Origin of the sequence: Pseudonocardia sp. Ae717_Ps2, from assembly GCF_001932475.1 — a bacterium.
GTDB lineage: Bacteria > Actinomycetota > Actinomycetes > Mycobacteriales > Pseudonocardiaceae > Pseudonocardia.
Genome location: NZ_MCIS01000001.1, coordinates 4,305,527 through 4,331,724 on the forward strand (window position 1 = coordinate 4,305,527; position 26,198 = coordinate 4,331,724).

Genomic DNA, 26,198 nt, shown 5'->3' on the forward strand with positions numbered 1-26,198 from the left:
ATTGCTGACTGACACGTTTGCGCGGGGCTCCTCAGTCACTAGCAAAGTGGAAGTAGGTAGCAGCGAGGTTATTGGCCGTGTCCAGCAAGTTCCTGCGAATCCGGTTCGATCTCTTCCAGGAGTGTACGCCAGGGACAAGAAGACGGGAGCCTTCTACGAGGAACCGCGTGTCCGAGTTCGAGACCCCAAACTCTTCCCCACTATTACGGCGCCGAACACTCTTGACGACCTTCTAGCTCCTTCGCGAACAGCTCTCGGCATCACCCGTGGCGGTACAGAAATGAACGGCCCTGGATGGGATATTCACTTATCCACTGACTCCAACTTCGAAGATCGATTTACCCAGAGAGCGATCGACATCTTCTGCACTGCAAGCATTCGTCGAATCGACGATACCGCTGCCCAACTCACAGTCGTGCGGTACTGTGGAACCTGGGTCTTCGATATCTCATCTGACTCTTCACTAAGGTACCAGTCCATGGTTTCCCCTGATGAAGTTGTCCCTGGCGTCGTCGACCGGTTTTTTTTAGAACCATGATCCGATTCAAGTCGCGATCGCTATCGCGCTCGCACCCCGGGAAAACTTGGTACTCGAGGTACTGCGAAAGGCTGTGCCTTGCGTCCTGAATGATCGGGCTCGGAGGGTTCGGCCCCAGAACGACGTGCGCTGTCATCTCCGACATGAAGGCGTGCATGCATGTACGCTCACGATGGTCCCCCCACAATCTGCACTCCGCAGGAATATCTTCAACGACACCACTGCGGTTCAATCCAAGATGGAGATGCACAGTGACTGGCAAGGTATTCGTAAGCCACGCATCCGTTGACGCAAAATTGGCACAGCTGTTCGTAGACACGCTCGTACTCGGCGGAATCTCACACGACCAAGTTTTCTACTCATCTCAGCGTGGCACCGGGATCTCGCCAGGCGCCGACGTTAGAGGCTCACTTCGAGAGAATCTCAGTTCGTCCAGCGTTGTGGTGGCGCTCATCTCCGAGGCGTTCTTATCTAGTCCGTACTGTCTTATGGAACTTGGCGGCGCGTGGGTTACGGAGAAACCAACCTGCCCCGTCATTGTTCCGCCATTAGGTCAGAACGAGGTCGTCCGAAAGATTGGCAACATTCAGTACTTAACTCTCGGCGATAGCGAAGATGTCGACAAGTTGTTCGCCGACCTCAGTGATCAGATCCGTGAACACGCTTCCATCTCGGTCAAGATGTCCAACCTAACGCGCGCCGTGGGCGACTTTAAAGCAAAGTACTCCGAAATCATCTCAGATCTCAGCGGATACGGCAGAGTCCAGCCCCTCAACGCCGGATCCAGAACAGGAGGTGAGGTCGCAGAGGAAGTCAGTTCCGACGAGGCGAAAGCCCCCATCGCACCAGGCGGCACGGCGATAGAGGCCGAGCTATACGGAGTCTCGGCAGGAAATCTTTCAATAGAGCAGACGCAGTATAATACGGAGGTCTTCGGCGAGGCAACGAACAACAACTCTGCACATAAGACGGCGATCTTGACAGCCACATTCTACGGAAACAGCGGCAAGATCGTGGGTCGCGCTAACGGGATCGCCAGCGACATCGGCCCTGGTCAAACGAACTCGTTCACACTTACGTCAGTGAAGCCCATCACTGACTACGTTAGATACTCGCTACAGTTCGACAGCATCTTCTAAGGGAAGAGATGCAGGCCAACCTACCTCCCCCAATAGATTCTATCTAGAGTTTTTGTTCGAGCGGGAGAAATGGCCAAGGAAGTTATCTGTTGACTCTCTCTCACGGGTATAATCTCGTGGCGGTGGTTTGCGCCATCTCGTCGACCTGGCGCAGCCCGATCACGCCCAGAGCAGGGGGCAGCCGCCGCGCGCACTCGACCGCCTACAGCCGGCGCCCCGGGTTTGGGCGCCGCTGCGACCCGGCCACCTCGTCAGGCTTGCCCCCTGGTCTGGGTGTGATAGCCCTTCGGGAGGTCGTCGCGATGGCGCGAACCACCGCCTCCCACGACCGGACCGCAGCGAACCGCGTGGGTGTCCATCTCGGAGACCTGCCTGCCCGGCGAGGGCCGGGGTGTGGGGCGGAGCCCCACGGTGTTGCCCGGTTCTGTCGGTGCCCGGTCGCATACTCGCGCCATGAGCCAGAGCATCGGTCCGCTACCCGGGTGGGTGGTCCCTGCCGAGCAGCAGGTGCGGGACTGCTGGTGGAACGCCCACCAGGTGGCGACCGTGGCCGCCGAGGACAGCGCATTGGGCGTGTTCGTCGCGCTGGACTGGGTGCTGCGGCCGGTCGAGCGGCAGACGCCGGTGACGGTGCGGTCGGTCCCGCCGAGTTGGGAGTTCGTGCGGGGTGAGTCCTGGGCGGCGCTGTCGGTGGCCGCGGGGCGACCGGAGCCGACGGCGCAGGACTGGCAACAGCTCGGGGCGCTGCCAGGTCCGACGCGGGCGACGCATCGGGTCCAGTGCTGCGGTGTCTGGCAGGGGCTGTCGTGGCTGTTGGGGGTGCGGGCGGAGCCGCCGATCAGGATTCCGGATCGCGACGAGTCCGGGGCGGTCGTGCCGGGCTCGGAGGTCTACTGCCTGCCGGCGAACCGGTCGCGTCCGGCGCTGTTGGCGGCCAAGCGCAGCCGGGAGGAGCGGGAGCTGGACGAGTCGGTTCGCCACTGGGAGCACATCCGCACCCTGGCTGACCGCCAGAGGCCGGCCGTGTAACGGCGCCGCGGCCGGTGGACGGAACGAGGGCGGGGAGTCGACCAGGGGTCGGCTCCCCGCCCTCGTCTCGTCCCGGGTAGCTAGAGACCGGACGGTTCCAGGTGGTCTTCCGCGTCGTGGGCGTTGGCCTGTTTGGTGGTCTGGTCGTCGTAGTGCCACTGGTTGAACTGTTGGTGGCGGTCGTGCTGTTCGCTGTCCTGCTCATCGAGGGCGTCGCGGTAGGCGATCTCGTCGAGTACCCGTCCGGCATGGGCGACCGAGTCGGCCGCCTCGTCCGCGGTCGGGACCCGGACGACGTCCTCTGAGGCGCCGGACCGCGGCGCGGCGTCGTGGAGGTTCGCCTCGTGGGTCGCGGCGTCGTCGTGGTCGGCGGGGTCGCGGTCGGCGATGAGGTCGGCTTCGGTGATCTCGCGGTGCTGCTCGTCCTCGGCCTGGGCGGCCAGGTGCGCGGTCATCCATTCCTCGGCGGTGACGTGGTCGGCGGGGTCGTCGGTGGCGTCGCGGGAGGCCAGCTCGGCCTTGGATAACTCGGCCTGTAACCGGGTCTGGGTGGTGTGGAGCAGCCACCGGCCCCGGGCGTCGTCGACCTGCTGGAGTTCCGCGGCCCGTTCGGTCAGCGTGCGCGCCAGGGCCGCGGCCTGCTCGGCCTCGACGGTGAGGCGTTCCCGCTCGGTCTGCTGGCCGGCGTTCTCGGCTTCGGCGCGGCGTAGGGCGGCGTCCTGCTCGTAGCGGGCGGCGGCTTGGCGGGTTCCGGCCAGCTCGTTGCCGACGTAGCGGGGCGCGGCGGCCAGCTCGCGTTCGTAGGCGCGCACGCGCATCCGGAGCTGACCGTTGGACAGCTCCAGGTGCTCGCGTTCGACTTCCGGGCGGCCCAGGGCCCGCCACGCGGCGCGGTGTGCGGCGAACTGTTCGACCTGTCCCGGCTGCGGTGCTGGGCCGAGCGGGTCGGTGTCGTCGTCGTGGCCGCGGACCTCTCGGTAGGCCGCGATCTGCCCGACGGCGCTCTGCCACCGCTGGCGCGCCTGGTGGTCGGCCGGTGGCTCACCGAAGGCGTCCACTGCCCACCGCGGCGGTTCCGCGGCCGCGTCGGCGCCGAGCTGGGCGGCGCGCTGCTCGGTGGCCTCGGCCAGCACCCGTAGGTAGGCGTTCCAGCTGTCGTCGTCGGTGCGCGGCACCCAGTCGGTCCAGCGCTCCCCCACCGGGTCGAAGCGGTGCGAGTCGCGGATACGGGAGTAGAGCACGTTCGCGACGCTGCGCGACCCCGACAGCGGTCCGCGCTGCACGGCGTCGGCGAGCACGGTGTGGGGGTCGTGGCCGGCCAGCTCGGCGCGGCGCAGGATGCGGGTCAGGGCGGCGGTGCCGTCCTCCGCGGCGATCTGAACCCGCTCGTCGGCGGTCAGGACCCCGGTGGAGACGAGCTGGTCGAGGGAGTGTGCGGTGCGCGCGGTGGCGATCCGCTGTGCGCCGTCGGCGAGCCGCTCTGCCGCGGTCGCCGCGCTGGCCGCTCGCTCGACGGAGGCGGCCTCGGTGGCGAGGGCGGACTGGGCGACGGCCTGGTCGGCGCCGTCAAGGATCGTCGCGACCGCGGCGACGGGGCTGCGATGGATGCTGTGCGCCTGTGGGGTGCCGTCGGCGAGGTCGTCGGGGCCGGTATGGGTGGTGACGTGGGCGGTGTTGCAGTCCCGGCCGCGGGACATGCCGACGTAGAGGGAGTTCGCGCGGGTCGCGGGGGTGACGACGGTGTGGGTGGTGTCGACCGTCGCGCCCTGCCCGGCGTGGGTGGTCCCGGCGTAGCCGAGCGCGAGGTGCTCGGCGACGTAAGCGGCCGGCAGGACCATGCGGTCGCCGGTCCCGGTGCGGTGGGTGTCGGTGGTGACCTCGAGTGCGCCGTCGTCGCGGACCGCGGTGACCCGGAACAGGTCGCGGTTCATCACCGGCCGTCGGTTGCCCTCGTACGCGGCCAGGGTCCAGTCGATCGCGCGGGCCTCGACCAGGTCTCCGACGCCGGCCACGGTCCCCTGCATCCGTAGCGGCACGCCGGTCTCTGCGACCCGGCCGAGCCGGACGAGCTCGGCCCGGACGCCCGCGGAGACGCGGGCGGCCTGGTCGTTGGAATCGACCAGCAGCAGCGACCTCCTGCCTGCGAGGGTGTCGGCCAGCCACGCCCGAGCCGCGGACTCCTCCGCCCCGTCGCGGTCGCCGGCGTCGAGGAGACGGCCGTGCTGGTGGTAGTCCTGCAACACCGTCTGGTCGGCCTCGCGCAGCCGTAGCGAGGCGTCGCGTTCCCACCCGGCGCTGAACCGGCGGGCGTCGGTCAGCTCGTAGCTCGACCCCGCCGTGGCGAGCAGATCCATCGCGCCGCCGGCACCGACCGCGGAGAGCTGGCGGTGGTCACCGGTGAGCAGCAGCTTCGCCCCTGCCGCCGCCACGCGGGCGTGGATCTCCTCCAGCGACGCGGTGTCGGTCATCGCGGACTCGTCGACCACGACCAGGTCGCCCTCGCGCAGCCGCCACGCCTCGTCGCCGTCGCGGGTACGGCGCTCGGCCGGTGCCGCGTCGAGGCGGGCCTGGGTGGCCGACCAGCGGGCGATGTTCGCCGCGGTCAGCCCTTCGGCGGTCAGGACCTCGGTGGCCTTCTGGCTGGTCGCCAGCCCGAACACCCGCCGCGGTGCGGCGGGCGGGGTGCCGTCGGGTCCGGCGGGCAGGGCCGGGTCGCTCCACGCCCGGGCAAGCGCGCCGACCACGAACGACTTCCCGGTCCCTGCGGGCCCGACGAGGGTCTCGACCCGGGCACCGGAGGTCAGGATCCCGCGCACCGCGGCGGCCTGGTCGACGCCCAGCTCGATGCCGTCGGTCCTGAGCCGGTCGACGAAGCGGTCCGCGGCGCTGCGGGTGAGCGCGGTGCCGTCGTGGGCTGCGGTCGCCGCCAGCAGGATCCGCTCGGAGCGGATCTGGTCGGTCGTGGTGTAGAGCCGCCCGCCCGGCGCGCGGAACGCCGACTCCCCGTTCGCGGTCCGCATGTCGGCGGGCAGCAGGTCTTCGCCGGGCTCGGCGGCGTCGAGGTCGACCAGGTGATCCAACGCGACGTCGGTGAGCTGATCCAACAGGGTCGCCACATCGGCGCCGCCGGGGACGCCGAGGTAGTCCGGCAGGGCTGCGTTCACCGCCCGGGTGACGTCGGCGCGGGTCCAGCCGGCCTTGCGGTCCCGCACGTCGGCGACCGCGATCTCCACGACCGCGGTCGGGTTGAACGTCTGCGGCGCCACGCCCTCGCGGCGGGCGGCGAGGGCGGTGTCGGCGATCCCGGCCAGCCCGCCGTCGATGTCCGCGCGCAGCTTCGCCGCGGTCGCGTCGAGGAACTCCTCACGGGTCTGCCCGTCGTGGGACTTCGCCGCCCTGGTCGCGAACGTCGCCTGTCGAGAGAGCCGGTCGCGCTCGGCGGAGTTCGGGGCGCGGCCGTAGCGGTCCTCGAACGCCTCGAACAGCTCCGCGGTCTTCGCGGTCACCTTGTGCCGCCGCGAGGACAGCAGCGACATCGCCTCGTCCGGCACGCCGACGATCTCCCGGGACTTCCCGTCCGGACGCGTCACCGCGAGCGTCCCCAGGGTGTAGGCCAGCGTCTCCTCGGTCGTGCGCTCCGCTACCGCTGCCGCGGCCGGGCGCCACCGGTACAGCGAGCGGCCGTCGAGGGTGCGCCACTGCCCGTCCGGGCCCTCGACCCGGTTCAGGGTGCCGTTGTGGATGTGGAGCTGCGGGTCCCCGTCGCGGGAGTCGTGCTGGAAGAACGACGCCACGGTCCACTCGTGGGCGTCGGCGTAGCGGCCGGCGGCGCCGCCGTGATGCCCGACCCGGGTGTAACCGGCCTTGTCCTGCAGGTAGGACAGGGCGGCGTTGTTGCCCGCCCAGATCGCGTCCTCGACGGCCGTGCGGAACTGGCCCCACGCCGCTGCGGTCTCCTCGTCACCCGCGTTGCGGGCGGCGACCTCGCGGGCCTCGAACGCGGTGTGCAGCAGCGTCACCGACTTCTGCACGCTGAACGTGATGTCGAAGAACGCCACGTTGTGCCGGGCGGCCTTGCCCGCCTCGGTACGCAGCTCCGCGCGGCGTTCCGCGGCGGCGTCCGGTTCGCGTTCCAACGCCTGGGCGTACAGCTCCTCGGCGGTCCGGTACTTGCGTCCCACGTGTCCCAGCGTCGCCGCGGTGTCCCACCGCTCCGGGTCACCGAACACGGTGTCCCGAGGGTCGATGAAGCGCTCGTAGACCGCCCGCATGTCCTGGGCGTCCACCAGGCCGCGCAGGCCGAGCTTCTCCGCGCCCGCGCCCCACCAGCGCCCGGGCGGTTCGCCCTCGGCGACCGCGCCGGTGTAGTAGTTCTCCCGCCCGGTCGCGACCTCCTTCAACAGGTACTCCGGGCTGTAGCCCGAGGAGATGCTCAGCACCCCGACCACCCCGAAACGATCGTGGTCGGGGTCTGGTCGCGGTCGAAGGCACGGGTCCTGCGGCGTGGCCGGCCGGAGGCCGGCCCGCCCCCTCGGATCGTGATGCATCGGTGTGAGGCTTTTGATCTTGGGGTGTTCTTGCTCTGTTCGGTGTAGTCGTTCTCGGTTCTGGTCTTGTGCTCGGTCTCTGTCTTGCTCGTGCTGCTCGTGTAGGTGGTCTCGCTGCTGGTGCTCATCGCTGGGTCCTGTTCTGGGGCTCGTCGGGGACGAGGTGCAGGCCGGTCGCGGTCTGTGTGGGGGTGTCGCGGAGCTGCTGGAGCGCTCGGGCAGCTGTGCCCCGCCCGACGGCGGCGAGGTCCTGCAACTCGCGCACGGTCGGGAGGTCGCCGTGGCGCTGCCGGTGGGTCTGGGCGGTGATGCGGGCGCGCTCCTGCGCGCCCGCACCCGACCCGGCCGTTCCACCGGCCCCGGCGGAGTCCGGCCGGACGTCCGGACTCGGGGCGGGGTGGGACACCGGCCGCGGCGGGCCCGGGATCACCGGTCCGTCCAGCGCGGGTGGGACACCCAACCCGTGTCCCACCCCGACGGGGTGTTCCACCGGTGTCCGGTCGCTCCCGTCGGACGAAGGGACGGTGATGGTCGCCCGGACCCGCGGCCCCAGCCCGGTGGCGGGCTCCGGGTCGGCCGTGGGGGTGTCGGCGAGGAGATAGAGCAGGTGCGCGACGACCGCGGCGGCGATCGCGGGCCACGCCCCGACCCCGAACCGCAGCCCTGCCGACACCTCCAGCTCGCCGCCCGCGGTCACCGCGTCCGAGGCGAGGTAGACCGCCTGCGCCAACCCCGAGAGCCCGGCCGAGACGACCACCACGCTCCACGCGTAGCGGGCCGCGGAACCGGCCAGCCGCGCCGTCGCCGCATAGGCGACCAGCGCCAGGCCATCGGTGATCAACGGGTAGATCCACGCCACCCCGACCGGCACCCGCGCCGCCACCGCCACCTCGAACAGGCCATGCGCGGTCGCCACCGCAGCCCCGAGCGCGACGGCCAGCCCCGGCAGCCACACGGCCGCCCGGCCCCACCGCCCCGCACCGCTGCTGCTGGGGCTCATCGGAGGGCACCCCCGATCGGGCCAGCCGCGGCCGGGGCGGGCTCGGGCGGCGACTGCTCGCGGCTGCGCGCCCACCACTCGGCGATCGCGGCCGCGTGCTCCAGCCCCGGGACCGGGACCGGCGCCCCGGCCGGGGCGCTCCAGCCGGGGCGGGTCTGGTGACGCTCGATCGAGCACGACCCCGCGCTCTTGCGGACCCGAGCGACGACGCCGGGGCGCTGGCGGTCGTGCCAGTCCCCCGCCACACTGACCGAGGCGTCAGGGCCTTGGTAGGCGGCGAGCCATGCGTGGGCCAGCCAGAGCAGTTCCTCCACGACGTCGGGGTGCCACAACCAGCACTCCGGCAGCACCGACGCCCCGTCGGGGTAGCGCAGGAACACCGCTCCCAGCCACACGGTCAGCTCGTCGAGCAACCCGGCGACGTCGGCGGGCTCGGTGGGGGCGAGCAGCCAGGACGGGGCCGGGAGCTTCTGCTTGCGCCCGACGAGCGACTTCACGGTGTCGGCCATGCGCACGGCCATCTCCTCCAGGCGATCGACCCGTCCGGTGAGCGGGTCGAGGCCGTCCACGCGACGGAGCAGGACGTCGACCTCGTGGGCCAGACCGGCCAGCACCCGCGGCGACGGAGCGCCCGGCTCGGGGGACTCCGGGTGCGGGGGCGCGCTCATCGCTCCCACCCGTCCATGTCCGCCGACGACGGCGCCCTGTCGGTGAGCGCGGTGTCGTCGTGCTCGGCGGCGACGGCCTCGGCCTGCGTGGCGCGCACCAGGTCGGCGACCCGCCGCATCTCGGTCTCGGTCAGCGGCCGGATCCCGCCCTCGACGCCGTCGTCGACGGTGAACCACAACCCACCCACCGACCCGGCCGACCCGGCCGCGGCGGCGCGACCGTGGTCGTCCCGGCCGCTGCCCTGCTCCGCGGCGACGGCGTCGATGACGTCGCTCCAGTGGGCGGCGTTGAGCATCGACTCGACGTCAGCCACATCCCGCACGACGTCGTGGTCCGGATCGCGGTCGGGGGTGTCCACCGGTGCCTCCTGCTCGTCGTGTGTCTCGTGGACCCGGCAGCTGCCGGGGTGCTCGTGCGGGTCCTCGTCGAGCGCAGCAGCCGCGGCCGCCGCCTCGGCAGCGGCGGTGCGGGTGTCGTGTGCAGCAGTGGCTTCTCGGTGCGAGCGCTCCCGGCCCTCCCGGGCGACGGTCACGAGCCGCGGCTGCGGGTCACACGCCGTGGTGTCGGTCAGCTCGTCGAGCCCGACCGTGTGGGCGCGGTAACCCCACATCTCGGCATCGGAGTGCAGCCCGAACAGCCGAGCCGGGTCGGTGATCGCCGACGTCCCCCGTGCCTGCCGCAGTGCCGCGACCGCAGCGGCATCGGCCCGTGTCCGGGCCTGGGCGACGGTCTCCCCGCCCGCGAAGTCGACCCACCCGAACCGGGCGCGGGCGTCATCGAGGTCGAACTCATCGAGCCGCCACCCCGACGAGGGCCGGCCGTGGACACCGGTGGCGTCGCGCAGGTAGGAGGCGACGACCTGCTCGGCGTCCGCCCGCCCGCCCGGGAGGTCGGCGGCGAGCCGGTCGACGGCCTGGGACGGGGTCAGAAGCTCGTAGCGCTCGCTCATCGGGTCCACCGCCCGTCACCCGCGCCGCCCGCCGGCGGGCCGGCTGGACGACCGCCCTCGCCGTCTGGGCCCGGTTCGATCAGCGCCGTCGCCTCGACGGCCTGGCCCTGCTCCTCGCCGCGGCGGATCGCGCGCAGCTCGGCGAACATCCGGTTCGACGACCGCACCCGCTCCGCCGCCTCGCCGAACCGCCCCGGCCAACGGCCGGCGAGCGCGGTGAGGGCGTATTCGAGCTGGAGGTCGGCCCACGTCCGGACGGCCTCACTGCGGCGGTGCCAGCGGGTCTCCGCCTCGATCCGGCGCAGCAGCCGGGCCCGACGGCGGACGTCGCGGCGGCGCCACGCCATCTGCGCCCGCCCGATCACCGGCGCGATCCCCCGCCGGATCACCACCACCCGCCCGGCAGGCAGATTCGCGATCTGCGCCGGCGCCAGGACCGGGACCTTGCGGACCGACCGGGACGCGACCCGGCCGTGGTCGTCGGTCGTGGTGACCCGCTCGTCCCGCTCCCCGGCCAGGGTCGACCAGAACTCCAGGTCCGCCTTGTCCCGCGTCCCACCGAAGATCATCACCGCGGCGGTGTTGTTCAGGATCGTCGCGGCCTTGTGCTCACCCCACCGCGCGAGGAGCTGGGCGCGGGACTGGAACGCACACAGGATCGTGACCCCGCGCCCGCCCATGTCCGCGGTCCACGACTCCAGCGGGACCGGGGAGATCAGTGCGGCCTCGTCCAGGAACAGCCCCAGCGGCGGGTCCAGCCGTCCCGCGGGCTGTCCGGCCGCCAGGCGGCGGGCCTCACGGGCGATGTGCCCGGTCAGAGCGCACACCAGGGGTGCGGTCTGGGCCTCCTCCGCGCCGAGCAGGAACACCGTCGCCCGCTCGTCGAGAAGACGCGCGACGTCGAACCCCTCCCCCGGCTCCGCGGCCGCCGCGGCGGCCGGGTGGGTCAGCCATCCGAGGGCGGGCATCACGCTGGAGGTGATCGAGGAGCGCGTGCGCTCGTTGGTGGTCAGGAACTGCATGACGTCCTGCTCGAACGCGGTCACCCCCGAGCGACGCAGCAGCGCGGGGACCTCGCGGCCGGCGGCGTCCGGGTCGGCCACCCACCCGAGCACTTCGGCCATCCGCCTACCGCCCAAGGCCGCGGCGTGCAGCAGCGCGGCCAGCACGCGGCGGGCCTGACCGTCCCAGAACTCCCGATCCCCACCCGACCCAGAGGCGACGGCGGCGAGCATGTCCGTGGCCCGCTCGGTGGCCGTGACGGGGTCGGTGCAGCCGGTCAGCGGGTCGAACGTGATCGTCGACGCGCGGTCGCCGAGGCCGGCCGGGTTGAACACGAACACCTCGCCCCGGCCCTGGCGGCGCAGCGGCGCGCACAGGTCGAGCAGGTCGGTGCGGGTCGAGGTGACCAGGGCGGCGCCCGGGGCGTCCAGGACGCGCCCGGCGAGCCAGCCGGTCTTGCCGGTGCGGGGCCCGCCGACGACGATCACGACGTCCTCGACCAACGCCCACACCCGCAACACCCCCGTGCGGCACAGCTCCACCGCGGCCTCGCTCGTGGCGAGCCGGAGCCGCTGCCACCGCGACAACCCGGCCAGCGACGGGCGCACCGTGCTAGTCCGGCGCCGCACCGCGACGGTCCCGGCGTGACGAACGATGTCCAGACTGGACGCCACCCCGACCTTGCGACGGGACCGCGCAGCCCACCGGGACACCGTCGCTGACGAGCGCGACCAGCGGTGCCACACGATCACCCCCGCCAGGGCAAGCACCGCGACCAGCGCGGGCCAGGACAGGGCGGTGACGATCGTCGCCGCGGGCAGCAGCGCGACCAGGGCGAGGCCGGCGGCCAGCGCGCGGGCGCCGCGCGCCCAGGCGAGCAGCGCGCCCGCGGCGAACACCGCCAGCACGAGAGCGGTAGGGCTGAACAGGATCTCCATCAGAGCTCCCACCCCTCGTTCCACGCCTGCACCTCGGCGCGGTGCCGCGTGCAGCCCTTGGCGTGGCCGTCCTCGCTGCTGGCCGGGTTGCCCTCGAACGGGCCGTGATCGGTCACCAGGCCCTCGCACGTCGAGCAGCGCCAGTACGCCGACGGCGTCCGCCACGACAGCACCCCGTCCGGCTCCGAGTCCGGGACCCGACCGCAGACCAGCCAGTCGAACGCCTGCTCCCCCACCGGCCGGTACTCCCCCGACGGCAGATCCAGCGCGGCACCGATCTCGTCCCACGACCGGCCCGCCGCACGGGCGGCACGGGCGTACTCGTAGAGCTGCCCCTCCGCGACGGTGCGCATCAGCAGCGCCGCGCGGATCCCGGCGAACGGGTCGTCGAGACGGCGGTCGGTGAACACCGTGAACCCGGGGATCGGGACCTCGGTCTCGGTCGAGCCGAACGCCTCGACCGCGATCCGCCGGAGCAGCTCACGGATCCGGCCGGACGCCGTGGTCGTCGGGGAGACGTCGAATGCGGCCATCACCGACCACCACCCGCGACGACGGCACCGGCGGCAGCCCAGCGGTCGACGGTCCGGCGAGTGACGCCGAGGGCGCGGGCGATGTCGTCGCGGTCGACGCCCGCGGCGAGGGCGGCGCGGCCGGCGGAGATGACCGGCGCCCGGTCGGTGCGCAGCACCGGCGCGGGAACGAGGGCGGGGCGCAGCTCGGCGCGACGGGCCCGGCGGGTCGTCGCCCGGCGGGCGCGGCGGCGCTCGTCCTCGGTCAGCCCACCGGCGACGCCGTGCGGGAGGTCGTCGATCGCCCAGTCCCGGCACGCGGTCTGCACCGGGCAGCGGCGGCAGACCCGCTTGGCGCGGGCCACCTGCCGGTCGTGCGCGGTGCCGCTCTCCGCCGTCGGGAAGAACGTGTCGGGGTCCACCGACCGGCACGCCGCGCGGGCGCGCCACCGGTCGTCGTCTCGCTCTACCATCGTTGCCTCTCCTGCCTTCTGCTGATGTGCGGTGAGAGCGGCCCGGCGGCTGTGTCCCGCCAAGAACCCGTCGCCGGGCCGTCCCAGGTGGTGTGCTCGTGTCATGGCCGCGCTCCGCTCGGCCGGACCCGGCGGGGAGCCGGGAACAGGCCGGCCGCGGAGTCCTCGGCGGCGCGGCGGTCTTCGTCGCTGGGCGTCTCGGTCCGGACCCGGACGCCCGGCACCTGTCCGGCCAGCTGCGCCAGCCAGGACGGCAGCGGCCGGTTCTCCAGCAGCGACAGCGCGACAACGTGCGACGGGCACCCCGGCCGGGTCGGGCTCACCGCCCACCGGCACGTCGGGCACCGGCCCGCGCTCTGCGCGCTGTGGTCGACGAGGACCTGCAACCGGATCGTCCGGCCGGTGACCTCGGCGAGCCTCGGGTCGAGATCGACCAGCCGCACCGCCCCGGTCACCGGAGCACCTCGACCGGCTCGGGCACCCGGCCCCGGTCGTCCGGGCACAGCACCGACCCGTCGCGGTGCGAGAACGCCGGCGGACGTCCGGCCCGGTCGGGCCAACCCGTCGGCGGCTCCCCCGCCACCGGGCGCCCGCAGCCCGGGCAGACCAGCGCGGACAGCTCGACCCGCTCGGCCGCGGCCGTCACCCCGCACCGCCCTCGGTCGCGGCGTGCTCGGCCGGGGTCCGGTTCAGCGCGGGCGTCGCCGCCTGGTCGAACGCCGACATGAACGTCGCCACCGCACCCGGCACGCCCTGCCCGACCGGCGTCGCCACGAACACCACCGCCGCGACCACCGTGAACAGCGCCGCTCCCGCGGCCGACCGCGCCTTCGCGCAGATGAACGCACCCGCGACCAGGACCAGCAGCACCACACCGACGCTGCCCATCAGACGGCGCTCCCACGCTGCACCGGCGCCCACCCGGACGTGTCGACGACCGTCTGCTCGGCCACCGCCAGGTCCGCGATCGCCTCGATCGCCTTCGCCGGGATGATCAGCCGCCCCCGGACCTTCACGGCCGGGAACTCCCCCGCCGCGATGGCCCGGTAGACCGTCATCGTCGACATCCCGAACATCGCCGCGACCTGCGCGACGCTGTAGAACCGCGGCGCCGCCGCCACGGCCACCGGCTCCTGCTTGCTCATCGATTGCCCCTTCCTCTAGATCCGCTGTGTGCTAACAATAGCACCAATATTAGCTGCTAATACCAGTCCCATCGTGTGACTGAGCAGGTCGTCGCACCTGGACGGACCTGCGACCGCTAGCCTCAGCACCGAAATCAGCAGGTCTGTACCTACTGAGGCACTGAGGAAGGTCTGCGTGGCCAAGGACTGGGACGCCGTCGCCGAGGCGATCAAGACGCGTCTGGCCGAGCTCGACATGACCCAGGCCGAACTCGCGACCCGCGCGGGCGTCGCCCTCATGACCGTCCGCGAGCTGCAGCACAACCTTCAACCGCGGCGACGCAGCCCCCGCACCCTCGCTGCCGTCTCCGAGGCGCTGGGCTGGCCCGGCGACCACATCGCCCGCATCCTCGACGGCGACCAGGTCGACGACCCCGACGCCGACGACCCCGTGCTCGTCGAGCTGGACGCGCTCAGGGCGGACGTGAGCGCTCTCGTTCGACGGATCGACTCCATCGAGCGTCGGCTAGGTCCCGACGCCGGCGGCGCCTGAGCCGCTCGATCCGCTCGGCCATCTCGCGGGTCAGCTCGCGCAGTTCCTCGAACTCGACCCGGGGGTCCCGTGGCTGTGGTGCACTGCTGTTCATGCCGTCGACGATGGTGAGTCGCGGCGGAACAAGGCAGGTCAGAACCCTGGTAGCGCAGGGCATTCGCCCGGCAGACTGGGTTCTGCGAGCGATCGGGGGGTGGCCGTCGGCGTGGATCACGACAGAAGCGACGAGCCCTGGGGTCATCAGCTCCGGCGCTGGCGCGACGAGGTGCAGCGCTGGTCGCAGCAGGACCTCGTGGACCACGTGGTGCGGTTGGCGTTCACGACGAACGAGGAGCGCGGCACCAAGCTTGATGTCCGACTCGTCGGCCGCTGGGAGACCGGCTCCGTGCAGCGGCCCCAGGCCGTGTACCGACGGCTGCTCGACCAACTCGGCGCCCCGGTCCCGTCCGCCCGGCGTGCGCCCGCCGTCACACGTCCGGTCGCGAATATGCCGGGTGGATGCCCTGCTCCTGCCGAACCCGTCTCCGTAGCGTCGACGCCGTCCGATCGGGACTCAGACGCCTGGGACGGTGACAGTTCAGTGCTGCGACGCGACTTCCTGCGAGCCAGCGGCTCGCTCGCACTCTCCGGACTCCTCGGGAGCGTGCTCGGCGACACCAGCTCCAACGCCGCGACGATCGACGTCGCCACCGACCTGTCGAACCGGCTCACCAGCCTGCGGCGCCTCGACGACACCCTCGGCGGCGCCGACACCTACCGCCTCTACAACGCCGAGGCCGAACTCTCGGCGCGCATCCTCCAGAGCGGCACCGCCCACGACGTCGTACAGCGCGCCCTCCTGTCCGTGCACGCCGAGCAGTCGCAGCAGGCCGGATGGGCCGCGTTCGACGCCGGATGGCACGACCTGGCCCGCGAGCACTTCCGTCGCAGCCACGCCGCCGCCCTCGAGTCCGGCGACCCCGGCCTGGCCGGGAACGCCCTCGCCTTCCACGCCTACCAGCTCATCGCGCTCGGCAAGCCCGCACGGACGATCTCCGAGAAGTCAGTCCAGGCCGCCGGCCAGGACGGCGTCGACCCCGGCGTCCGCGCCCTGCTCTACTCCCGAGCCGCCTGGACCTTCGCCCTCGACGGCGACGCCGACACCACCGCCCGCTGCCTCGGCCTCGCCGAAGAGGCCCACGCCGTCGCCGGAGCCCGCACCCCGGACTACGCCGCCTGGATCGACGCTGACGAGCTGGCCATCATGACCGGCCGCTGCTGGTCCGAACTCCGCCGGCCGCTGCGCGCCGTCCCCGTCCTGGAGAGCGCGCTCAGCCGCTACAGCGACGCGCACGCCCGTGACAAGGCGCTCTACTCCTCGTGGCTGGCACAGAGCTACGCCGACGCCGGAGAGGTCGAACAGGCCGCCGAGACGATCACCGCCAGCCTGCGCGTCATGGGCAACGTCGCCTCGGTCCGGCCGCGGCAGCGCCTCGCCGAAGTCGCCGGACGGCTCGGACAGCACCACGGCGACGTCCCCGCCGTGCGGGAGCTACTTCGCGGTGACGCGCTCCACCCACTCGACGTACGCCGCTGACGCCCGCGCGATCGGCACCGCCGTCACCTCGGGGTTCTGCCACTCGTGGTGCTCGATGAGGTGCGCTTCCAGATCGTCGTAGCGGACGGCGGTGGTCTTGAACGAGACCACCCACTCCTCGCCCTCACCGAACTCCCCTGCGTGCCAGAAGACAGAACCGACGGGTCCAGTGATTTGGCCACCCGCGGCGATGCCTGCCGATATCGCCGATCGAGAGAGTCGCACTGCGGCATCACGTGTCGGAGTGGCTGTTGAAACAGTCAGAATCTCGCCCATGCGTGGATCTTAGGCGTAGCGACACACCCGACGCGCCTGGCGCAGACGGCGACCGCCTGGCATCGCCCGCGGATCCGATACGCTACGCGAGTGACTTTCACCGCACTGCATCGAGCTCTCGGCGTGCCCCCCGGCCCTCTAACCGAAGAACTCCTTGATGCGGCCATCGAAGACGGCGTCACCGAGACCAGCGACCTCGACTGGAAAGGTGAGCTTCCGCCCACAAAGAACGTACAGCAGACGGATTTTCCGAAAGACGTCGCAGCAATGGCGAACAGCGGCGGCGGAGTCATTGTATTCGGAGTTCGGGAGGCCGAAAAGGCCGCCACGGAGCGCACTGACACCGGTGAGCTGACAGAGATTCACGAGCGGACACTCCGAGCGGCGGCGATCACAGCCATCTCGCCGCCAGTATTCGGCTTAACTTTCCACCGGATTGGCCCCGAAGGCAACCGCGTGATTGCCCTGGAAGTCCCTTCGAGTATCGACGGGCCACATCTAATCTACCGAGGGGAGTATTTCGGCGCTCCGATCCGAAGCGACGCTGACACGGTTTGGATGAAAGAGCGTCAAATCGAATCAATGTATCGAGCACGATTCAATGAGCGGCGCAATGCAACACAGGCGATGGAGAGTCTCTATAGCGAGACACGCTCAGGGCGCGACATCTCTCAACGAGCCTGGCTCGTAGCGGTCGGACACCCCCGAATTCCATCCATTCGAGAGAGACTGAGCCGCGATCAGACGCGCGAAGTAATGTCCGACACCGAGCGTCTGACTCTAACCTTCGCAGGAAGTCACGGGATCCACCCGATAGCGAGCGTCGATCGACTTAACCCTCGGCCGGGCCTGCGCCGTTGGGTTGCAGCCAACACAGCAACTGACGAACGCGCACGCTGGAAAGAGTCGTGGCTGAGTATCCACCACGACGGCTCGGTCACGATTGCCGCAGCGATAGGCGGGCATCGAGTTCAAAACGGCTTCCTCAAGGGTCACCAGATCGAATCGAAAGCCATCGAATGCGCCGTCGCGGACTTCATGGCACTCGTCCGCTCTGTCGCTTCGAAGACCGGGAGCGAGGAGTACGACGTCCGGGTTGGCATCGAATGGAGCGGCGATGAACCGCTGACCATCGTCATGGACGACGGCTACGGTTTCGTTCACGACCTCTCATCCACTCCCCTGCATCAGTTCGTCCCGGTCGATTCAACCATCGACGCGAGCGAATCCGATCTGGACTACTTCTGGCACGTACACGACCTTGCCGAAGATTGCATCAACCAGGGCGGAGTCTCGAACGTATCCATGATCAGACCGCCTGCACGCGACGATAACAATTAGCAGAGTATTTTGAACTACCAACGCAGCACCATGACCTCATTTTCATCAACGGTCGAGCGGACTTCCAACTCGTACTCTCCGACCCATGCTTCTCCAGAATCAGTGCCAGCCGGATTCTCGATTCCCGCTATGCTAATCAGATGCTGACGAAACTCGTCTGGGTTATGCAGCGATCCGTAGATGACGCGGACGCCTGAGCGCAGGCCAGCCGGACCACGGACGGTCGCAATCCAATAGGTGCCTTCGGTCGCCTGTGGTGGTTTCGTAGTCGCCAACGCGACGGGGAGACCCGAGCATTCGCCACCTGATGGAGCTTCGAGCGCTGCGCCGGCGGCCAGGACTGGACGTCCCCGAACCGACACGACTACTCCCCGGTCTTTGAGTAGCCGGACTGCCCGTCGCGCAGTTGACAGTGAGACACCAGCCTCTGCGGCGATCTGTTCAGCCGGCTGGAGACCTTCGCCAATCGCAAGTTCGCCTGCCACAACCTTCGCAACGATTGCATCCGCCAGATGCTCATAGGGAAACTCCGACACCCGGCCGGCGCGGCGCACCTCCTCGGCCCGACTGGGCCGTTCCGGCATCCGCGCCCCGATCCCGGCCGCCGCCCGCTGGTCCGCCTCCGACACCCATGCCGTGTAGGTCTTCAACGTCGTGGTCCCGCCGTCCCCGTGGCCCAACCGCCCCGCGACCGTCCGCGGGTCGACCCCACCCACGATCAGCTCCGTCGCCGAGTAGTGCCGGAGCTTGTGGAACGTCGTCACGATCCCGAGCTTCTTCGCCATCCGGTCGTAGCGCTGGGTCACGCTGTCCGGCGTCGGGAACGTCGCGCCGTCGGCCGCGGTGCTGAACACGAACGCGTCCGGCGCCAGCTCGATCCCGAGCGTCTCCGCGCGCTTCATCGCCCGGGCGCGCAGGTCCGTGAGCACCGCGACCGTCTCGGCGTCGAGGGCGATTCGGCGCTGCTGGTGGGTCTTGAGGTCGCCCTCGACCCAGCCGTCGTCGCTCTTGCGGATCCCGCTCTGCAACCAGAGGGTCTCGCGGCCCTCCTCGAAGTTGAGCCACGTCCAGCGGACGGCGCACAGCTCGCCCCGGCGGGCGCCGGTCGTCATCGCCGTCCAGATCAGGGCGCCCCAGTCTGGGTCGTCCCACGCCTTGTTGAGGAGCTGCGCGGCCTGCTCGGCGCTCGGCGGCCGCGGGTTCGACTTCGGGGCCGGCGGTGGCTCGGCCTGGGCGAGCGGGTTTACCGCGACCCAGCGCCAGCGCACGGCGCGCTTGTAGGCGCCGGAGAGGATGAAGTGGATGTGCCGGATCGTCGTCGCCGAGAGCGGCTTGCAGCGGTGCGGGCGGCACCGGTCGTCGCACTCGTGGTCCCGGCGGGTCCGGTGGTCGACGAGCCCGGACCCGGAGCAGTGGATCCGGCAGCGGCGCAGCTCGGCGTAGAAGGAGTCCAGGATCTCGGGGTCCAGGCGACCGATGTTGATCCGCCCGAGCAGCGGGGAGATGTGGTTCTTCACGTGCCCGCGGTACATCTGCAAGGTGTTCGGCGCCCCGGCGAACTGGTCGAGGTGGCGCCGCACCAGCTCGTCGACCGTGGCGTTGGTCCGCGGGTTGCGGCGCTCCTCGACCTGGGCGAGCAGCCGGGCCCGCACGGCCTCGGCCTCCCGCTGCGCCTTCTTCCCCGGCTGGACCAGCTCGGTGAGGTAGTGCCGGCGTCCGGACACCGGGTCGATCCCGGCGTAGACCCGGACGCGGATGGTGCCGCTCGGAAGCGTGGTGATGCTGCCCCGTGCTCGGGCGGTGCTCGCGGGCTGTCGACCTGCCATGCAGTCAACGCTAGGACCGACTCGCACCACGTTTGATGCACGAAGTCTGTCTCAAGATCAGAGCTGATCAGCGTTTCCGCTGGTCAGATGGTGGAGCGGGCGACGGGAATCGAACCCGCGTAGCCAGTTTGGAAGGCCGAGCCAGACTGGCCTTCACCCGCTCAACCTGCGTCAGCGGACCGGCACTAGCAACCGCCAGTAGCCGTGGTCCGCCGCAGGTAATCGCCCGCTAATCGTCCGCTGCCGACGCCAGAGGACGCACGGCGGCTGAGCGGTCAGCACCTCGTCCGGGCCGCGAACGAGATGGCGGGGTCACGACCCTAGAGCCCCCACGAAGACGAGCAACGGACCAACAGATAGGCACCCATTTGGCCTAGTAACAGGTGGCGCTCGACATGCGACGGTCCGTACATACCAAGCGAAACCTGCCGGACCGCCTACAGGAGAGCATCGTGCCCGAAGCTGGTGTCCCGACCTCTGATACCAGCGCTGGCCACCCAGAAGTACAGATCGGAAGCCTTCGACTGTACTTTTCGGTGACTATTCTCGAATGCGTTGTCGATGATGGCGATCGCGCCTTCCGTGAGCTTGTCAAATTTGTTCGATCTTCGGCGAAATACCTAGGTCGATCAACTAGTGCAGTTGTGGTTGCGGAGACACTGGTTGGAGGACCAAGCGATCGATTCGAGGACGGCTCGACCGAGATTCTCACCGAATTAGGATTTGACCGGTTGCACGCGCTCGTACGACGCCGACAAGCAACCCCGCCGTGGCTCAAGCCTGACAATGACCTCCTCGACACCCACCACGAACTCACCTTAACCTTACGACGTGGCAGACTTGTGACGATTCGCAGCGACATTATGGACGCCACGAAGATTGTAAAGTGGGCAAATACGCTCAGCTCTCCCTATAGGCCACTGCTGCCGGAGATACTGGAAGGGACGTTTAAGGGCGACGGGAAGATGCTGTGGGCCCAAGGCGTGCATCGCCGCCGGACAACAAAGCCCGACAGCAAATCAGCCGGAGGAGGTCGACTGCAAGATATCTTCGATGCGACGGAGGACTTTAGTTTTGCTTTGACCGCAATGAGACTGGATTACACTCCTGCACGATCCGATGCCACACTAGCCGGATCACTAACCATATCGCCGGAACGCTCGCACATCAGCTCTCGTTCGTTACCTGACTTCGCCTCTTTTGCGGCATCAACAGACGAAGCTCTGGACATGGTCGAGAAGTCGCTTAGCGGTGAGAATCCGCCCGAACCGGCACTTCCTGGATACGCCAGGAGAGCCTCCAGCACATCGGGCGTTCTTGGCCCGTTCGACCTTCGAGTCATTTCAAGCGAAGAGATTGCTAATCACGAGGGAGACGATCGCGACCTACTAGAAGAGCAGGCTCAGTTTCTCCGAGACTCCATAGGTGAGGTATACGGGAGCCCGTCCTCGGCGAGGGCATTCCTAGAGATTTGCCGAGACGGGGCAGTACAAGGGCAAGTCGTATTGAACCCATCTGCGGGAAAGAGCAAGTTCGCGCTCTCTGTAGGACTAGGAAGGATTACAGGATCTTCCGAACTAGTGTGTCGCGCCCGAGACATTATTGACGAAAGTGACGCTGTCAGCATCTACTACCAGTCTGGCCACATGTACTCAGCTGGCCAGATATTTACCCAGAATCTTAATCCTCCACCGTTCTCCGGAGTCCAGTTCGAGGACTTCGATGGCTTTGACATCCTCCACGAGAAGCCGAAAGCCAGCGGGGACAACGAGATCCACCGCAAGATCGCACTGGACGGCGACCGTTCGATATTCTCGTGGATTGTCGACTACTTCAGCGATGGTTGGCTCATCTGCGACGACGGACCAGGTGAGGTGGCAGACTTCCTGCACATTTCAAACGACGGCACGCTATCAGCCATCCACGCTAAAGCCGCTGGTCGCAGCTCACTGAGCCGACGCATATCGGTCACTAGATTCGAGCAGCTCGTCAGCCAGGCCGAGAAGAATGTGGCAACTCTTCGAGATGGCTCTCTCGTGACTGCTCTATCTCCTGGTCGAATTCGTATGCCAGCCTGTTTCACCGATGGTGAGCGAGTCGGTGACCGTAGCGAGTTTCTGGAACAGTACCGAATGCGGACAGCGACTGACCGAACTTATGTCTACTTAGTTCAGCCACACCTTCTGAAGAGTCGTTACGACGAGGCGCGAGAGGCATCGAACAATGGAGAGGCCACACTCGACACAATGAGTCTGGCACTTCTAGATAGCCTTCTAGCCAGCACCGACAGGACTATTCGAAACAGCTGTGACCGACTTTTCGTGATTGGCTCCACCTAATACTGCAACGGCAGTTCGGCGTGTGGTGAGAGGCTGACGGCCGTTCGGCGGTGATGATCACCGCGTGGTTGATCTTGCCGGGTGGGTGGCCTCGTTGGATGCGGTGGTGGAGCTGATCTCTGGCCGTTTCCGCAGGGTCGAGCCGCGCCGGCGGGTCGGAACCTACCTGCGAGGCCTGCTCGCGGGGCTCGAGCGGAAGAACGGCTGGACCCTCGCCGAACACGCCGGGGCGATGTCGCCGGACGGGATGCAGCGGCTGCTGCGCACCGCGGACTGGGACGTCGACGGGGTCCGCGACGACCTGCGCGGCTACGTCCTGCAACATCTCACCGACACCGCGTCGGGGGTGTTCATCGTGGACGAGACCGGGTTCATCAAGAAGGGCCTGTGTTCGGCCGGGGTGCAGCGCCAGTACACCGGCACCAGCGGGAAGATCGACAACTGTCAGCTCGGTGTGTTCCTGGCCTACGCCTCGAAGCGGGGGCGGGCGTTGATCGACCGGGAGCTCTACCTGCCGACCTCGTGGACCGAGGACCGCGAACGCTGCGAGCGCGCGGATGTCCCCGATGACGTCGAGTTCGCCACGAAACCGCAGCTGGGGACGGCGATGCTGGCCCGCACGTACGCCGCTGGGGCACTCACGTCCGGGTCGTGGGTGACCGCGGACGAGGTCTACGGGCAGAACCCGGGCTTTCGCGACTGGCTCACCGAGCGGGAGATCCCGTTCGTGTTGGCCACCCGCAATGACGACATGCTCACCAGCCCGGACGGGAATCGTCGCCCGGCCAAGGCCCTGGCCACGATCGCCGGGGCGCGTGATCTCGACACCGGGCACGACGGGTGGGAGCGCCGCGCGATCGGGCCGGGCGCGCACGGGATGCGGGTCTATGACTGGACCGCGGTTGCGCTGGCCATCGACGGCCTCCCGGCGGGTTGGGGGCACTGGCTGCTGGTGCGCCGCCAGACCGAGCCCGCAGAGGGCAAGACCATCCGTGAGCTGGCGTTCTACCGCTGCGCCGCCCCGGCGAACACGCCGCTGCGCGACCTCGTTCGAGTCGCCGGGGCGCGGTGGGCGATTGAGGAATGCTTCCAGACCGCGAAGAACGAGGCCGGCCTCGACCACTACCAAGTCCGCTCCTACCGAGCCTGGCACGCCCACATCACCCTGGCCATGCTCACCGCGGCCTACCTCGCCGTCACCCGCGCCGCCGAACACGCACGCGAGGCCGAAAAGGGGGATCCTCAGCCAGCCGGCGCGCATTGATTCAGCTGTCGGGCAACGAGATCCGCCGTCTCCTCGCCGCGCTCGCCTTCACCCCGCTCACCTGCATCGACCACGTCATGCACTGGTCGACCTGGCGCCGTGAACGCCAACAACAGGCCCGCGACTGCCACTACCGCCGACGCGGCGAACGACCCCCGAGCTGATCAACTGCCGTTGCAGTACTAACCAGGCGGACAGCCCTGGACTCAGCCTCGTCGCCTGGTCGATGCGCTTCCAGGACCGATCGATCGTGAGGAAGACCCTTAAGAGGGATCAGTCGAGATTCCAAACCTTACGATCTCGATTAGCCCTTGCTGCGCAAACGAATCCCAGCAAACGTCTCGCGGACCTTCTGCGCGACAGCCCGGAACTTCAGCTTCAGAGCATTGAATCGACTATTTTGAGAACTATCGACATACAGGTCCCCGAATGGATCCCGGGCCCATCGAATTCCCGCCGCGTCCGTGAACGACACATACATCCCGCTGGACTGCAACTCTCGGCCATTTACTCGCGCCGGGCGGGACTTTAAGAGCCAGTATCCGCCGGTCATCGCGCCAGCAAGAAGCGAATACCTTGCGCCTTCCAGCTCACTAGAGTTGTCCATCAGTTCAAGCTGCTCAATCAGAGGACTCATCATTCCATTCTTCCATTCCCAATGGAAATCCAAGGGGACGGCGGAGTCGGCAGGTCCAAGCACAGGTTCGATAGCCAAGTTTCCAAGTTTAGATGGCCCGACTCTTACGTTCCATACTGGAAGGCCACTAGTGTTCACATACCACAAGGCTAGCTGGTTCCCAGATATTTCACCCCAGAAAGCCACCTTGCTGGCTTGCTCGCGAACCTCACGCCCTACAGATCTCTGATATGTAGAGCGAGCGTAGAGAGTGCCGACCACGAGACCAACGAGCGCAAGTATTCCAGTAACCGCCGTTGTAGCATCGGCCCAGTGAGGCAGCTCGGACGAAACTCCCACCGCAGGAAATCTTAGACTCATGGCCGACTCGACCGGAGGAGTACATCGCGATGCTTTAGGCTCTCACGGAGAATGCAGGCTGCAGGCGAGGCGAGAGGCTCATCCTGAAGTAGCCGCCTTACATTAGGTTCGGTAAACTGTAGGCCGTCTGTAACGTTGACGGCGTCAGCGAAGCTAACAAGTGATCCCTCGGAATTCACCGATACGGCACCGCCGAACAGCTCATCGAAGGCGTTTTCGTCGAAGACGACAACGGTCAAGATTGTCGCCGTCAACGTGAGCGTGTCGAGTCCAATTCCGAGGCAGTACGGCCTCACCTGCCCGTCCTGCCGGGCACGCTCCAGTTCCTTGAAGAGCGGCCAATTATCGTAGATCAGAGGTTCGCCGGAGCTGCCGTCGCGCTCCGGGTCACCCAGTATCTCCTCGCTGTACTCGCGCACCATGCTGCGCCACAGACTGAAGTCGTTCTCGCGGTCGTGAGTCGCGACCGTCGAAGGCTGGAACTCCCCCGCCGAAATAAGCCCGTAGATGCCGGCCGATGTGGCGACCTTCGCCGGATCACGCCAGTGCAGCAGAAACGTTGCCTCGCCGGTCTCCCGGTTCCGGCGCAAGGTCAGCGTCTCGATGGCCGGGATGATGTAGCGACGTTCCATATCGAACGGGTCACCGATGAGCGCCCGCAACGGCAGCTCGTCCCAGTCGAGCTTCTTGCCGGCGCGCTCGGCCGCAATCGCCATCTCGTGCGCGATCGCTTCGGCAATGTCGAGCTTGTCGAAGTAGGCCGCGAGGCCGAACGTCATCCGCGGGTCGTCGCGTAGGTCGACGTCGAGCAGCCGGTAGCTGGTGCGGTTCTCGAACAGCTTCGGCGGGTCGAGGTAGCGCACGGCGGAGGTGTAGCGCGGGAACGACTTCCCCGGTGCCCGCAGCGGCAGCGTGGCCGCTGCTTCCGGCTCACTGCCGGTGATGCTGACCGGGGGCGGGTTGTCGCTCCACTCCAGGCGGATGTCGTCGAGCGGGATCGGCCGCTCCGGCGTCCACTGCGGCAGCGCCAGGAACGTCAGGTCCCCGACCCGCACGTCGGGTTGGTAGAGGTCGGCTGCCCGCTGGGCCAGCTCCCGGCGGGACCGGTTGAGCGCACGGCGCGTCCGGCGCCACTTCTCCTGGCTCACCGCGACCGGGTCGACGTCGCCGACCAACCGCGAGTCCGACGGCTCGGCCACGGGCCGCAGCAGCTCGTCCGCCAGTCCGAGACGGGCCGGCGAGATGTTGAGCTGCTGGGCGATGCGCAACAGCATCTCGATGTCGGTGACCCGGCGCTTGCCCGTCTCGATCTTGGAAACGTAGGACTGATCCAGGTGCAGCAGTTGGGCCAGGTCCGCCTGGTTGATCTTGTTGGCGCGGCGGTACTCGCGCAGGACTTCGCCGAGCAGGTCGGTGTTCAGTTCCAGCTCCGATGACGCGGGGGACGACAGCCACGGCTCGTCTGGCACGAGAATTCTCCGCCTTCCTCTCGGGCGCCGGCCCCGCGGACGCGGGCTCCGACCAGTGCTTATGCCTGGTAGTCCTAGCAGGTCACGGGGTAGGTCAGAGGGTCCTTGGACTCCTCTGTCCGGAGACTCGATTCTCGGTTCATGGCACCGAGACGAGCACTACGAACCCGAGTCCGAACCCGACGCCGGCGCCCGGTCGAGCATCTCGCCGATGGCTCGTTCGACATCGTTGAGCGTGGCCTTCGCCCGGCGGACCTGGTCGCGCAGCGCGGCGAGTTCGAGCCGGTCCGCCGCGGTGGTCCGGGTCGCGCCGGCCGGCTCGTCGGCGACGAACGCCCCGCTGCTGGGCCGGACGACGGCCCGGCCGGACGCGACGAGGAGCCGCACCGCCGCCTGTGCGGTGTTCACGGCGATGTCGTGGTCGGTCGCGATCTGCCGGTAGGAGGGCAGCCGCTCCCCCGGCCCGTAGGTGCCGGCGTCGATGTCACGGGCGAGCAGCTCGGCGACGCGGTGGCTCGCGTGGCGCGGCTCGGCGTCGTCGGGCTCGGGGTCGGGCGCAGCCATGCCGGCGAGGCTACTCGCCGTCTCAAGACGGCGGTTGACGTTGCGACAGTCGGGCCTTACCGTCGCAACCGCA

Annotated in this window: 24 protein-coding genes and 1 tRNA gene; 8 read left to right on the plus strand and 17 right to left on the minus strand. The window is 68.8% G+C overall.

The features are described from left to right. Positions 1-789 precede the first annotated feature (789 nt). Together Ae717Ps2_RS19805 and Ae717Ps2_RS19810 are read left to right on the plus strand one after the other, a co-directional pair. Complete coding sequence (locus Ae717Ps2_RS19805; RefSeq protein WP_075333721.1) at positions 790-1,677, plus strand: TIR domain-containing protein; 888 nt, start codon at positions 790-792, stop codon at positions 1,675-1,677. Positions 1,678-2,130: 453 nt separating this feature from the next. Next, the gene (locus Ae717Ps2_RS19810) at positions 2,131-2,706 is read left to right on the plus strand and encodes a hypothetical protein (RefSeq protein WP_143510413.1); all 576 of its coding nucleotides are present in this window, start codon (positions 2,131-2,133) and stop codon (positions 2,704-2,706) included. Positions 2,707-2,786: 80 nt separating this feature from the next. Here the strand turns inward: Ae717Ps2_RS19810 and mobF are convergent, their stop codons facing one another. From mobF to Ae717Ps2_RS19865, 11 genes are all read right to left on the minus strand, one after another. After that, the gene (gene mobF, locus Ae717Ps2_RS19815) at positions 2,787-7,154 is read right to left on the minus strand and encodes a MobF family relaxase (RefSeq protein WP_075333723.1); all 4,368 of its coding nucleotides are present in this window, start codon (positions 7,152-7,154) and stop codon (positions 2,787-2,789) included. A 223-nt stretch (positions 7,155-7,377) separates the two neighbouring features. After that, positions 7,378-8,253 (minus strand): hypothetical protein, encoded by an 876-nt coding sequence (locus tag Ae717Ps2_RS19820; RefSeq protein ID WP_143510415.1) that lies wholly within the window; start codon positions 8,251-8,253, stop codon positions 7,378-7,380. Next, complete coding sequence (locus Ae717Ps2_RS19825; RefSeq protein WP_075333725.1) at positions 8,250-8,921, minus strand: hypothetical protein; 672 nt, start codon at positions 8,919-8,921, stop codon at positions 8,250-8,252. Before Ae717Ps2_RS19825 ends, Ae717Ps2_RS19820 begins: the two co-directional genes overlap by 4 nt. Beyond that, the gene (locus Ae717Ps2_RS19830; RefSeq protein ID WP_075333726.1) at positions 8,918-9,871 is read right to left on the minus strand and encodes a hypothetical protein; all 954 of its coding nucleotides are present in this window, start codon (positions 9,869-9,871) and stop codon (positions 8,918-8,920) included. Before Ae717Ps2_RS19830 ends, Ae717Ps2_RS19825 begins: the two co-directional genes overlap by 4 nt. After that, a complete protein-coding gene (locus tag Ae717Ps2_RS19835) occupies positions 9,868-11,811 on the minus strand; it encodes a type IV secretory system conjugative DNA transfer family protein (protein WP_075333727.1) in 1,944 nt (647 codons plus the stop codon). Before Ae717Ps2_RS19835 ends, Ae717Ps2_RS19830 begins: the two co-directional genes overlap by 4 nt. Then, positions 11,811-12,344 (minus strand): hypothetical protein, encoded by a 534-nt coding sequence (locus Ae717Ps2_RS19840; RefSeq protein ID WP_075333728.1) that lies wholly within the window; start codon positions 12,342-12,344, stop codon positions 11,811-11,813. The genes Ae717Ps2_RS19835 and Ae717Ps2_RS19840 overlap by 1 nt, the downstream gene beginning before the upstream one ends. Continuing rightward, positions 12,344-12,796 (minus strand): WhiB family transcriptional regulator, encoded by a 453-nt coding sequence (locus Ae717Ps2_RS40465; protein WP_083702441.1) that lies wholly within the window; start codon positions 12,794-12,796, stop codon positions 12,344-12,346. Before Ae717Ps2_RS40465 ends, Ae717Ps2_RS19840 begins: the two co-directional genes overlap by 1 nt. A 101-nt stretch (positions 12,797-12,897) precedes the next feature. Continuing rightward, complete coding sequence (locus Ae717Ps2_RS19850) at positions 12,898-13,251, minus strand: hypothetical protein (RefSeq protein WP_075333730.1); 354 nt, start codon at positions 13,249-13,251, stop codon at positions 12,898-12,900. Beyond that, positions 13,248-13,442, minus strand: a complete 195-nt coding sequence (locus Ae717Ps2_RS19855) for a hypothetical protein (RefSeq protein WP_075333731.1) — start codon at positions 13,440-13,442, stop codon at positions 13,248-13,250. Before Ae717Ps2_RS19855 ends, Ae717Ps2_RS19850 begins: the two co-directional genes overlap by 4 nt. Beyond that, entirely contained in the window at positions 13,439-13,684 is a 246-nt protein-coding gene (locus Ae717Ps2_RS19860; RefSeq protein WP_075333732.1) for a hypothetical protein, read from the minus strand. The genes Ae717Ps2_RS19855 and Ae717Ps2_RS19860 overlap by 4 nt, the downstream gene beginning before the upstream one ends. Then, on the minus strand, positions 13,684-13,941 hold the full coding sequence (locus Ae717Ps2_RS19865; RefSeq protein WP_075333733.1) for a helix-turn-helix domain-containing protein: 258 nt from the start codon (positions 13,939-13,941) through the stop codon (positions 13,684-13,686). The genes Ae717Ps2_RS19860 and Ae717Ps2_RS19865 overlap by 1 nt, the downstream gene beginning before the upstream one ends. Positions 13,942-14,116: 175 nt before the next feature. Here Ae717Ps2_RS19865 and Ae717Ps2_RS19870 point away from each other — a divergent pair, with 175 nt between their 5' ends. After that, complete coding sequence (locus Ae717Ps2_RS19870) at positions 14,117-14,473, plus strand: helix-turn-helix transcriptional regulator (RefSeq protein WP_075333734.1); 357 nt, start codon at positions 14,117-14,119, stop codon at positions 14,471-14,473. 205 nt (positions 14,474-14,678) lie between these two features. Continuing rightward, on the plus strand, positions 14,679-16,049 hold the full coding sequence (locus tag Ae717Ps2_RS37395; protein ID WP_158071521.1) for an XRE family transcriptional regulator: 1,371 nt from the start codon (positions 14,679-14,681) through the stop codon (positions 16,047-16,049). Here the strand turns inward: Ae717Ps2_RS37395 and cutA are convergent. Continuing rightward, a complete protein-coding gene (gene cutA, locus Ae717Ps2_RS19880; protein WP_198932215.1) occupies positions 16,005-16,325 on the minus strand; it encodes a divalent-cation tolerance protein CutA in 321 nt (106 codons plus the stop codon). The two genes, Ae717Ps2_RS37395 and cutA, sit on opposite strands and share 45 nt — an antisense overlap. Before the next feature lie 90 nt (positions 16,326-16,415). On the opposite strand from cutA, the gene Ae717Ps2_RS19885 reads away from it, so the two are divergent. Continuing rightward, entirely contained in the window at positions 16,416-17,666 is a 1,251-nt protein-coding gene (locus Ae717Ps2_RS19885) for a helix-turn-helix domain-containing protein (protein WP_075333736.1), read from the plus strand. 14 nt (positions 17,667-17,680) lie between these two features. Here Ae717Ps2_RS19885 and Ae717Ps2_RS19890 read toward each other — a convergent pair whose 3' ends face one another. Further along, positions 17,681-19,492: a tyrosine-type recombinase/integrase gene (locus tag Ae717Ps2_RS19890; RefSeq protein ID WP_075333737.1), complete on the minus strand. Its 1,812-nt coding sequence runs from the start codon at positions 19,490-19,492 to the stop codon at positions 17,681-17,683. A 91-nt stretch (positions 19,493-19,583) separates the two neighbouring features. Next, positions 19,584-19,653 (minus strand) — tRNA-OTHER (locus Ae717Ps2_RS37400). Positions 19,654-19,944: 291 nt separating this feature from the next. Here Ae717Ps2_RS37400 and Ae717Ps2_RS36235 point away from each other — a divergent pair. The 3 genes from Ae717Ps2_RS36235 to Ae717Ps2_RS38370 all read left to right on the plus strand — a co-directional run bounded on the left by Ae717Ps2_RS36235 (position 19,945) and on the right by Ae717Ps2_RS38370 (position 23,259). After that, positions 19,945-21,831, plus strand: coding sequence for a hypothetical protein (locus tag Ae717Ps2_RS36235; protein ID WP_143510417.1), 1,887 nt, complete (start codon positions 19,945-19,947; stop codon positions 21,829-21,831). A gap of 64 nt (positions 21,832-21,895) precedes the next feature. Beyond that, the gene (locus Ae717Ps2_RS19895; RefSeq protein ID WP_075332982.1) at positions 21,896-23,095 is read left to right on the plus strand and encodes an IS701 family transposase; all 1,200 of its coding nucleotides are present in this window, start codon (positions 21,896-21,898) and stop codon (positions 23,093-23,095) included. After that, the gene (locus tag Ae717Ps2_RS38370) at positions 23,092-23,259 is read left to right on the plus strand and encodes a hypothetical protein (RefSeq protein ID WP_170917006.1); all 168 of its coding nucleotides are present in this window, start codon (positions 23,092-23,094) and stop codon (positions 23,257-23,259) included. Before Ae717Ps2_RS19895 ends, Ae717Ps2_RS38370 begins: the two co-directional genes overlap by 4 nt. A gap of 140 nt (positions 23,260-23,399) precedes the next feature. Here the strand turns inward: Ae717Ps2_RS38370 and Ae717Ps2_RS36240 are convergent, their stop codons facing one another. The 3 genes from Ae717Ps2_RS36240 to Ae717Ps2_RS19905 all read right to left on the minus strand — a co-directional run bounded on the left by Ae717Ps2_RS36240 (position 23,400) and on the right by Ae717Ps2_RS19905 (position 26,125). Further along, positions 23,400-23,810: a hypothetical protein gene (locus tag Ae717Ps2_RS36240; RefSeq protein ID WP_143510419.1), complete on the minus strand. Its 411-nt coding sequence runs from the start codon at positions 23,808-23,810 to the stop codon at positions 23,400-23,402. Positions 23,811-24,088: 278 nt separating this feature from the next. Next, on the minus strand, positions 24,089-25,561 hold the full coding sequence (locus tag Ae717Ps2_RS19900) for a helix-turn-helix domain-containing protein (protein ID WP_075333738.1): 1,473 nt from the start codon (positions 25,559-25,561) through the stop codon (positions 24,089-24,091). 159 nt (positions 25,562-25,720) lie between these two features. Beyond that, the gene (locus tag Ae717Ps2_RS19905; protein ID WP_075333739.1) at positions 25,721-26,125 is read right to left on the minus strand and encodes a GntR family transcriptional regulator; all 405 of its coding nucleotides are present in this window, start codon (positions 26,123-26,125) and stop codon (positions 25,721-25,723) included. Positions 26,126-26,198: the final 73 nt, after the last annotated feature.

What these genes read in the sequence shown, in the direction of transcription:
- Ae717Ps2_RS19810 (WP_143510413.1), top strand. Translation starts at nt 2,131, where the DNA reads ATGAGCCAGAGCATCGGTCCGCTACCCGGGTGGGTGGTCCCTGCCGAG.
- Ae717Ps2_RS19820 (WP_143510415.1), bottom strand. Translation starts at nt 8,253, where the DNA reads ATGAGCCCCAGCAGCAGCGGTGCGGGGCGGTGGGGCCGGGCGGCCGTG.
- Ae717Ps2_RS19825 (WP_075333725.1), bottom strand. Translation starts at nt 8,921, where the DNA reads ATGAGCGCGCCCCCGCACCCGGAGTCCCCCGAGCCGGGCGCTCCGTCG.
- Ae717Ps2_RS19830 (WP_075333726.1), bottom strand. Translation starts at nt 9,871, where the DNA reads ATGAGCGAGCGCTACGAGCTTCTGACCCCGTCCCAGGCCGTCGACCGG.
- Ae717Ps2_RS19835 (WP_075333727.1), bottom strand. Translation starts at nt 11,811, where the DNA reads ATGGAGATCCTGTTCAGCCCTACCGCTCTCGTGCTGGCGGTGTTCGCC.
- Ae717Ps2_RS19840 (WP_075333728.1), bottom strand. Translation starts at nt 12,344, where the DNA reads ATGGCCGCATTCGACGTCTCCCCGACGACCACGGCGTCCGGCCGGATC.
- Ae717Ps2_RS40465 (WP_083702441.1), bottom strand. Translation starts at nt 12,796, where the DNA reads ATGGTAGAGCGAGACGACGACCGGTGGCGCGCCCGCGCGGCGTGCCGG.
- Ae717Ps2_RS19860 (WP_075333732.1), bottom strand. Translation starts at nt 13,684, where the DNA reads ATGGGCAGCGTCGGTGTGGTGCTGCTGGTCCTGGTCGCGGGTGCGTTC.
- Ae717Ps2_RS19865 (WP_075333733.1), bottom strand. Translation starts at nt 13,941, where the DNA reads ATGAGCAAGCAGGAGCCGGTGGCCGTGGCGGCGGCGCCGCGGTTCTAC.
- cutA (WP_198932215.1), bottom strand. Translation starts at nt 16,325, where the DNA reads ATGGGCGAGATTCTGACTGTTTCAACAGCCACTCCGACACGTGATGCC.
- Ae717Ps2_RS19890 (WP_075333737.1), bottom strand. Translation starts at nt 19,492, where the DNA reads ATGGCAGGTCGACAGCCCGCGAGCACCGCCCGAGCACGGGGCAGCATC.
- Ae717Ps2_RS19905 (WP_075333739.1), bottom strand. Translation starts at nt 26,125, where the DNA reads ATGGCTGCGCCCGACCCCGAGCCCGACGACGCCGAGCCGCGCCACGCG.